We start from the raw sequence: 8,163 nt of genomic DNA, 5'->3' as shown, positions 1-8,163 counted from the left end.
TAGGGACAGACCTTCAGGTCTGTCCACTGCCCCTGGTTCCCCACCGCGGACAAAGTCCCTACACGCTGGTGTCACAAGTCAGCGTAACAATCGAGATTCTTCGCTGCGCTCAGAATGACACGATCGTAGCTCGTGGCTGATGGCTGATAGCTCATCCTTCTGCGGAAGGATGGCTCGTGGCAGAGATTGCTTCGCTTCGCTCGCAATGACACCGTGGGCGACATCAGATTTCTCAGCCACTTCCCTTAAAGTAGGGACAGACCTTCAGGTCTGTCCACTGCCCCTGGTTCCCCACCGCGGACAAAGTCCCTACACGCTGGTGTCACAAGTCAGCGTAACAATCGAGATTCCTCGCTGCGCTCAGAATGACATGGTGGGCAATATCAGGATGACACACACTGTGTCGCCACAGCGTCGGGTCGGGGACCCGACAGCCACCCTTGCCTATCCACTTTCTCAGCCACTTCCCTAAAGTAGGGACAGACCTTCAGGTCTGTCCGTTGTCCCCGATTCCCCACCGCGGACAGAGCTAAAGCTATGTCCCTACAGCGGAAGCACGACAGCCACCGAACTTCGGACAGAGTCCCTACAGGATTCGCTCAGCATCACGCCTATTTCAGCCCTGGTGAACGCCGGAGAATACTCTCAATAGCCTTGGCTGCAGTAAAGCGAACGCCCGAATTCTTATCCTTCAATGCGTCATTCAGGGAGGCTATGGCCCTCGAATCCCCTATCTGGTCCAGAGACTTCACTGCGGCCCATCTGACACTGGAAACTTCATCCTTCAGCGCATCTATGAGGGAAGCGACTGCCTGAGAGTCCCCTATCTTGCCCAGAGCCTCGATGGCAGCCTGACGGACACCCGGGTCGTAGTCACGAACCAGCTTTATCAGGGGAACAACAGCCTGCGAATCCTTTATTTTGCCCAGAGCCCTGGCTGCACACCAGCGGACATCCGGATATCCATCGTTGAGCGCATTGATGAGGTGAGATACCGATGACTTGCCCATCTGAACGAGGGCTTCAACAGCAGCCTCACGCACATCCAGGTATATGTCCCTCAGCACAGCCATGAGGGGAGTAATAGCGCTGCGATCTGCAATGCTGCCCAGAGCCTCAGCAGCAGCCTCGCGGGCACTCCAGTCCTCATCCTTCAGCATATTTACAAGGGCGGTCACAGCGCCAGCATCACTTATACTCGCGAGAGACTCGGCCGCAGTCTTACGGACACCGGAATCCTCGTCGGCAAGCGCCTTGATAAGTGGCGCAACGGCCTCGGTACTCTTCATCCAGCCCAGGGCCTTGGCTGCTATCAGGCGTACATCTGGATTCTCATCGGCCAGCGCACTGGTGAGCCAGGTCACGGCAGGTGCGCCAATCTTGGCCATGGCCTGTGCTGCCGCTTTGCGTGCCTCCCAACGCCGGCTCCTCAAACCCTCAAATAGCTTTTCTACATCACTCATTCCTCATCTCCTCTGTCAGCAGGTTGCTCCCTGTTGCTATCCCGTTACACCCATGTCCCAACATGATCACGCTTAACATCCGTTGTCGGTCTGTTTGTGTTATGGGCGACATTATAACAGACGGGGTTTTGATGGTCTATGCCTGCAATATCACAGAGACACGGAATGGCATGAGGGGAGCAGAGAGAGTGGGCCCATATAAGGCCAGCTTTGCACAGTGACAGCGGAGATGTAGAATTGTTTAACCTGCTTGACCTGTGTAGCTCCATGGAGAGCAGGAACGTCGGCTAGAAGGAGGGGGTAGATGCGCGAAAAGGTGCAGAAGGTCATCGACAGACTGAAACCAGCCTTTGCAAGTACTGAAGTGACCCTGCTGAGTGTCAAGGACGGTGTGGTCAGGGTACAGATTTTTGCGCCAGGGTGCCACGGGGGCCCGCCCAAAGAGGCGGCATTGGCCATACTGGAAGAGGAATTAAAGGAGGACATGCCTGAGATTAAGGAGATTATCGCCGATAATTGAGAGGGTTACCCCGGCTGCTTTTCGTGATAACGCAGGAAGCGGTCCATCGCCCTGGCCGCCCGTGGTATCGAGTCGTAAACAGGCAGCCCTGCCTCAATGCATCTCCGTTGTAACTCGACTGACCTTGCACAATCCACTTCCGTGATAACGCCGTGGATTATCACAGCCACAGGTTTCTTCACCTCGCGATGAACCCTGAAAAAGGCACAGAGAAACATATCAGGCCAGAACTTGAAAGGGGAGCCCGCATGGGGCCACCCGGAATTGCTGATACTGACCTGCGCCACCAGAACACTAAAACGAGCGTTGATAGCCAGACTCCGCATGATAGCGTACTGGCCCTCGCCTGATCCCACGTTGGTAATATCAAACGGGTTTCTAAGGATCATACCGGCATCAGTACTGGAGAACTTGCTCACCTGGTGGGCGATCTTCTGTTGCTCACTCGATGTCAGCCGGGGTAAATCAAAGCCGGCACTAATATACTCATCAGCAGTCAGCACGGTAAACCCGCCGTTGCTGCCGCATACGGCCATGCTCCTTCCCCGAGGCACACCCATGTATGAGAAAGTCACCAGCATATCAGCCATCTCATCCAGGTTGTAAACCCGAACCGCTCCGGTCTGCTCTAAGAGGGACTCCCAGGTCTCGTCAGACCCCGCCAGAGAGCCGGTATGGGAGGCCGCTGCCACCGCCCCTGCTTTGGTATAGCCACCCTTGAGGATCACCACCGGCTTCATAGCTGCCAGCTTCTTCAGAATTCTGTGGAACCGGCGGCCATCTTTGACCCCCTCAATATAGGCAGCAACCAACCTGGTTTCGTCATCTGCAGCAAGGTATTCCAGCAGATCACACTCATCAACATCAGAGGCGTTTCCATAGGAAATAGCCCTGCTGAAGCGGACACCTCTCTGGCCGGCGGCCCGAATCAAATAGATGGCATTGCCCCCGCTCTGGCTTATAAAACCTACATTCCCGCTCTCTTTTGGAAAATCGGAGGCAAAGGAGAGGCCTATCTTGGGACAGTAAAGACCGAGACAGTTGGGACCAAGGAGACGAACACCGCTGGCACTGGCCACCCGCAGCAGTTCCTCTTCCAGCTCCTCCCCTTCTTGCCTGCCGCTTTCAGAGTAGCCCGCAGTAAAGAAAGATACTATCTTAGCCCCCTTTTCCGCGCTCTCTTGGACCAATTGAGGCGTGAAGCGCGCGGGTATGCAGGAGATAACATAGTCCACCTTCCCAGGAATATCCTTGATGCTGCGATAGACCTTCAGACCCAGGATCTCGCCGCCATTGGGATTGAGTGGATATATCTTGCCCTTGAAGCCGGAGGCGAGCAGGCAATCAACAAAGGCATGCCCGATATTATATGGGATGGAAGCTCCGGCAATGGCAACCGAGGTGTGATAGAAAAAGGAGTCAGTTATCCGCTCACCCATAGAATCACAGCCTACAAGAACAGCTCCAGTAATGGCAACTGGAGCCACGATCTATAGAGACATAGCAAAGTTGTTTCCAAGGTTGCCATCATTGTACACCGGGGCCAGTCTCATGATGAAATTTCTTGGCTTTAGATTCTGGGGCCATTGCTGGCCACTGGTGGTTAAGTTATAATGATGCCGATCTTTGAAAGAAGTACAGGGCTATTCTGTGGGTCCAGAGGTTTGACTGGATCGGAAAGAAGGATGTAGAGCATGGCACAAGCTGCAGTGGAATCGCGTAAAGCTTTTACTCCAGGGAAGATCGGTGATCTCCAGTTGCGTAACCGTATTATCAGAGCCGGCTGCTTTGAAGGTATGTGTCAGGAGGGTAGCTGCTCCGATAAGCTGATAGAGCATCACCGGGCAGTGGCCAAAGGCGGTGCTGCTATGACCACGGTGGCTTATTGCTCCGTAGCCCAGGAGGGCCGTGCCTTCGGGCATGAGATGTGGATGCGGAAGGAAATCCTGCCCGATCTGAAAAGGTTGACTGATGCGGTACACAAAGAGGGGGCTGCTGTCTCCATTCAGTTGGGACATTGCGGTTACTTCGCCAGCAAGGCCGACACTGGCTACCAGCCGGTGGGCCCCTCCCGTAAGTTCAACCTCTTCCGTCTCAGCTTTCCACGGGTAATGAACGAGGATGATATCAAAGCAGTGAGGGAGAACTTCGCTCAGGCAGCCATCCTGGCCAAAGAGGCAGGGTTCAATGCTATCGAAATCCATTCCGGACATGGTTACCTGCTGAGTCAGTTCCTCTCCCCGTACACCAATCAGAGAAGGGATACCTATGGCGGATCCCTGGAGAACCGCCTGCGCTTCCCTGCTTCGGTGGTAAGGCGTGTTAGAGAGGCTGTTGGGCCAGGCTTCCCGATTATGGTCAAGATGAACCTCACCGATGGGATCAAGGGTGGCCTGGAGGTCGAAGATGCCGTAGTGATAGCCAAGCGCTTCGAGTCTGAGGGAGCCAGCGCTCTGGTCCCCAGTTGCGGCTTCACCGCCAAGACCCCGTTGATGATGCTGCGGGGCAACGTGCCCACCATGGAGATGGTCGCTGTTCAGAAGAGCTGGACAAAGAAGATAGGCTTGCTCCTCTTCGGACGCTTTATGGTCCAGCAATATGAATACAACGATCTGTTCCTCATGCAGGATGCCCTGAAGATACGCAAGGCAGTGAAGATCCCGGTAGTGCTGATTGGAGGCGTCTGCTCTGTGGAAGACCTGCAGACGGCCATGACCGCAGGCTTCGACTTCGTGGAGATAGGCCGGGCCATAATCAAGGACCCGGACATTGTCAACAAGTGGCAGAAGGGGCAGGCACTGGTTTCAGACTGCGATCACTGCAACAGGTGTATTGCTGAGATGGACAAGGGCGGGGTGGAGTGCGTGTGCAATACCAAGGGCCCGCTCACCAAAAAGAGGAAAGGGGTGGGACCTCAATATCGGGCATAAACAGGACTCTACCCAGGATTTGGCCTGGGTTCGGCTCTCTGTTTCGGCTTGGCTCCGAGCGGGGATCAAAGGCGACAGGGTAGGTTTGCCCCTGTCCTGTTTCTGTTGATTCCTGCCTGCGCCACAAGTCTATCCCTTTCATGGCATCACTCTCACTGCAGTAAATTGTTTGTGGTTCCAATTCCCCCCTGACAGGTTAAGAGCACCGCAGAAGCAAAGGAGAAACGTTAGGCTTAATCAATCCCGCGGAATATGATCTCGACCCCGTCTACTGCTGGCGATCTCGCTGATTTACATCGGGGCTTTGGTCAGTGTAGAAGGAGATAGCCAGAACCCCGGGGCCAGCGTGAACGCCCATGCCTGGTGTGAACTCGGTGAGATAAATTTCGGCGCATTTGAACTTCTGGCCAATCTCGGCCTTCAGCTTCTCTCCGTCTTCCAGTTCGTCAGCGTGGTGCACCATGACGTGCACTGTGGCAGCACCCACCCGCCCTGTCATTGTGTGCAGCATCAACTCGACAGCCTTGGACTTGCTCCTCGGCCTGGCAAAGGGCGCTGTTTCTCCTACAGAGGTAGAATGCTCGAGAACAGGCTTCACATTCAACAGTGTCCCGGCCCAGGCTGTGGCCCTGCCAATGCGGCCGGTCCTGGCTAGGAAGGTGAGCGTGTCCACCATTGCAAGGAAGTTGACCCTCTTCATCATTCCGCGGGCAATATTGCATACCTGGCTAAGGTCGGCTCCCCGATCGGCAGCGCGAGCGGCCTCAAGAACAATGAACCCCAGTGCGCCGGATACAGCACGACTGTCAATGACTTCGATGGCTGTGTTGGGTATTCCCTCCTCGGCCATCTTCCTGGCTACCATTGCTGTCTCAAACAGCTCGCTTTGCAGTCCAGTGAGGGTGATACAAACCACCGATTCTGCTGCCTGGCTTAGCTCTTTGTAGGCATCCAGGAAGTCACCTGGCGATGGGGTTGAGGTAGTGGGGAGATCATCCCCCTTCCGCATGATCTTGTACACCTCGCCAGGGCTGATATCAACTCCATCACGATATGTCTTGCCGCCGGAGACTATGAATAGCGGTACTACTCGAATAGAATGCTTCTCCACCAGCCCTGCTGGTAAGCAACAGGTGCTGTCAGTACAAATAGCGACTTTTCTCATCTTAGGAGCAGGGCACGGTGCCCCGGTTATCTCACAAAAATGGCCTTCCTGCCGACAACCTCTTGCTTTATGTACCACCTCTGGACGGTCTCAACTACATCCTCAGGACGATCACAGACCCTCAACAAGTTGAAGTCTCCTTCGGTGATAAAGTTCCTCGCCAGAACAGTCTGGCGCAGCCAGTCCAGGAATCCCTTCCAGTATTCGCCATTGAATAGAATAACCGGCATGGGTCTTATCTTATGGGTCTGCATCAGGGTCAACACCTCAGTCAGCTCGTCAAGCGTGCCCAATCCGCCAGGCATGATAACAAAGGCAATGGCATACTTCACCAGCATGACCTTACGGATAAAGAAATGATGGAACGTTATTGTTTTGGTGGAATACCTATTACAGGCCTGTTCTTCTGGCAAGACGATATTCAGCCCGACCGATGTCACCCCTGCTTGGTGAGCACCCTTGTTGGCCGCCTCCATCACACCCGGCCCGCCCCCAGTGATAATTGAGAAGCCCAGCTCTCCCAGCCTACGAGCAATGTCTTCTGTCTGTGCATACAGCTCATCATCCGACTTGAGCCTCGCTGAACCCCATATAGTCACCGCTGGCTCTACACCTGAAAGTGTATCAAATCCCTCCACCATCTCCCCTATGATCCGGAACATGCGCCAGGATTCCTCCTTGGCCAGATCGTTTATTTCATAACCTTGTGGCATATCGTTCTCCTCGCGCCAGGACCTGATTATCTCTCAACCAGGATAACAGACAATCCAAGACTCCGAGGCTCTGCACCTTGACGGTCTATTATAGCCTTTTCGGGACAACAAAGCATCGCTATCCGAGGGTTCAGGGTTCCATCGCTGCCCCATGCGTCACGCTGTACCCTTCTCCGCCTCGACTTCCAGCCTCACCATCCTGATATGGATGTGGCCGTCATTGCCCACAGAGTATTTCCCTGCATACTGCTCCACCACTGCGGCAATAAATTCTTCTCTGAGGGTCTCTGGAACTCTCTGGGTGTAGGGCAGCCACGTGGTGCGGAGCCACGCCGCGAACTGCCCCTTACCTTCATGCACCATGTCCTTCGGCAACAGCTCAACCCTCACAATCTTGAAACCAAGCGCCCCTAGCCAGTTGCGGTACTCCTCAGACCCATAAAATCCATAAGGAAAGATGAACCCCTCGAAGAATTTGGCCCACTGAGACTCCTTAATAATATCGTCCAGAGCTTCCAGAACTGTCTTGGCATTGCCGAGGCCACCCATCTGGAGCAGTACTTTCCCGGAAGGTTTCAAGCATCTTTTGATGCCTTCAAGAACAGACTTATGATCAATAATCCAATGAAGACAGGCATTGGAGAAGACGGCATCAAATTCCTCGTCAAAGTCCATGGCCCCGGCGTCCCTCAAGAAAAAGGTGAGGTTCGGGTAGTGCTCTGAAGGACAGCGCTTTTCTGCCAGTTCAATCATATCCCTTGAGCTGTCTATTCCGACAACAAAGCCACGGGGCACCCTTCGGGCAATCAGTGCGGTAATCTCCCCATCACCACACCCGATATCCAGTACCCTCTCGTTTCCCTCCAAGTCAAGCTTAGAAAGCAGCTCCATCGCCCATTTCTTCTGATTGGAAGAGCTGGTCTGGTATTCCCTGGCATTCCACTGGTACATTCTTTTCCTAATGCATCATGCCGAGGCTGCGTGGGTGATTCTCAAATGCTCACCGGATACTTGAGATATCCGCTCACCTACCATGTCGATTTGAAAGGCGCATCGTACTCGGTAGTGATCACACCTTCTGCCAGCATGTCCGCGATGTTGTCATCAGTCATTCCCAGGATATCTTTGTAGACGTGCTCGTTGTCCTGGCCCAGGCACGGCGCTGCTCTATTTAGGTCACATGGCGTCTCTGAAAGACGATATGCCGGGGCATGGTATGAGTGGTCTCCGATCACAGCATGCTTCAACACGCGGTGGTGCTGCCGATGCTTCATCTGCGGATCGTTGAGCAGGTCCTCGCATGTCTGCACCACTCCCGCCGGCACGCCAGACTCCTGCATCATTGTCATCACCTGCTCCGGAGTGAAGACCC

The 8,163-nt window shown here is 54.3% G+C and carries 8 protein-coding genes; 2 read left to right on the top strand and 6 right to left on the bottom strand.

Going from position 1 to position 8,163, the window contains the following annotated elements; translation table 11 throughout:
• Positions 1-611: 611 nt before the first annotated feature.
• The gene (locus NTZ04_05645; protein MCX5991796.1) at positions 612-1,463 is read right to left on the bottom strand and encodes a HEAT repeat domain-containing protein; all 852 of its coding nucleotides are present in this window, start codon (positions 1,461-1,463) and stop codon (positions 612-614) included.
• Between the two features lie 304 nt (positions 1,464-1,767).
• Between NTZ04_05645 and NTZ04_05640 the strand changes: the two genes are divergently transcribed.
• Positions 1,768-1,983 (top strand): NifU family protein, encoded by a 216-nt coding sequence (locus NTZ04_05640; protein ID MCX5991795.1) that lies wholly within the window; start codon positions 1,768-1,770, stop codon positions 1,981-1,983.
• A gap of 5 nt (positions 1,984-1,988) precedes the next feature.
• Here the strand turns inward: NTZ04_05640 and NTZ04_05635 are convergent, their stop codons facing one another.
• Positions 1,989-3,422: a CoA-binding protein gene (locus NTZ04_05635; GenBank protein ID MCX5991794.1), complete on the bottom strand. Its 1,434-nt coding sequence runs from the start codon at positions 3,420-3,422 to the stop codon at positions 1,989-1,991.
• Between the two features lie 255 nt (positions 3,423-3,677).
• Here NTZ04_05635 and NTZ04_05630 point away from each other — a divergent pair, with 255 nt between their 5' ends.
• The gene (locus NTZ04_05630; GenBank protein MCX5991793.1) at positions 3,678-4,913 is read left to right on the top strand and encodes an NADH:flavin oxidoreductase; all 1,236 of its coding nucleotides are present in this window, start codon (positions 3,678-3,680) and stop codon (positions 4,911-4,913) included.
• A 268-nt stretch (positions 4,914-5,181) separates the two neighbouring features.
• Here NTZ04_05630 and NTZ04_05625 read toward each other — a convergent pair whose 3' ends face one another.
• From NTZ04_05625 to NTZ04_05610, 4 genes are all read right to left on the bottom strand, one after another.
• The gene (locus tag NTZ04_05625; protein ID MCX5991792.1) at positions 5,182-6,078 is read right to left on the bottom strand and encodes a DegV family protein; all 897 of its coding nucleotides are present in this window, start codon (positions 6,076-6,078) and stop codon (positions 5,182-5,184) included.
• A gap of 26 nt (positions 6,079-6,104) precedes the next feature.
• Positions 6,105-6,791 (bottom strand): TIGR00730 family Rossman fold protein, encoded by a 687-nt coding sequence (locus tag NTZ04_05620; protein ID MCX5991791.1) that lies wholly within the window; start codon positions 6,789-6,791, stop codon positions 6,105-6,107.
• Positions 6,792-6,947: 156 nt separating this feature from the next.
• Positions 6,948-7,742, bottom strand: coding sequence for a methyltransferase domain-containing protein (locus NTZ04_05615; protein MCX5991790.1), 795 nt, complete (start codon positions 7,740-7,742; stop codon positions 6,948-6,950).
• 77 nt (positions 7,743-7,819) lie between these two features.
• Positions 7,820-8,163: CoA transferase (locus NTZ04_05610; protein ID MCX5991789.1), on the bottom strand; the 344-nt coding region annotated here is incomplete at its 5' end.

It is taken from the genome of Chloroflexota bacterium (genome assembly GCA_026389585.1).
Classification (GTDB): Bacteria; Chloroflexota; Dehalococcoidia; order UBA2247; family RBG-13-53-26; genus JAPLHP01.
This window is presented reverse-complemented; position numbering and strand designations above follow the sequence as displayed.

Coding starts and splice junctions, on each gene's coding strand:
- NTZ04_05625 (MCX5991792.1), bottom strand. CDS start 6,078: ATGAGAAAAGTCGCTATTTGTACTGACAGCACCTGTTGCTTACCAGCA.
- NTZ04_05615 (MCX5991790.1), bottom strand. CDS start 7,742: ATGTACCAGTGGAATGCCAGGGAATACCAGACCAGCTCTTCCAATCAG.
- NTZ04_05635 (MCX5991794.1), bottom strand. CDS start 3,422: ATGGGTGAGCGGATAACTGACTCCTTTTTCTATCACACCTCGGTTGCC.
- NTZ04_05620 (MCX5991791.1), bottom strand. CDS start 6,791: ATGCCACAAGGTTATGAAATAAACGATCTGGCCAAGGAGGAATCCTGG.
- NTZ04_05645 (MCX5991796.1), bottom strand. CDS start 1,463: ATGAGTGATGTAGAAAAGCTATTTGAGGGTTTGAGGAGCCGGCGTTGG.
- NTZ04_05630 (MCX5991793.1), top strand. CDS start 3,678: ATGGCACAAGCTGCAGTGGAATCGCGTAAAGCTTTTACTCCAGGGAAG.
- NTZ04_05640 (MCX5991795.1), top strand. CDS start 1,768: ATGCGCGAAAAGGTGCAGAAGGTCATCGACAGACTGAAACCAGCCTTT.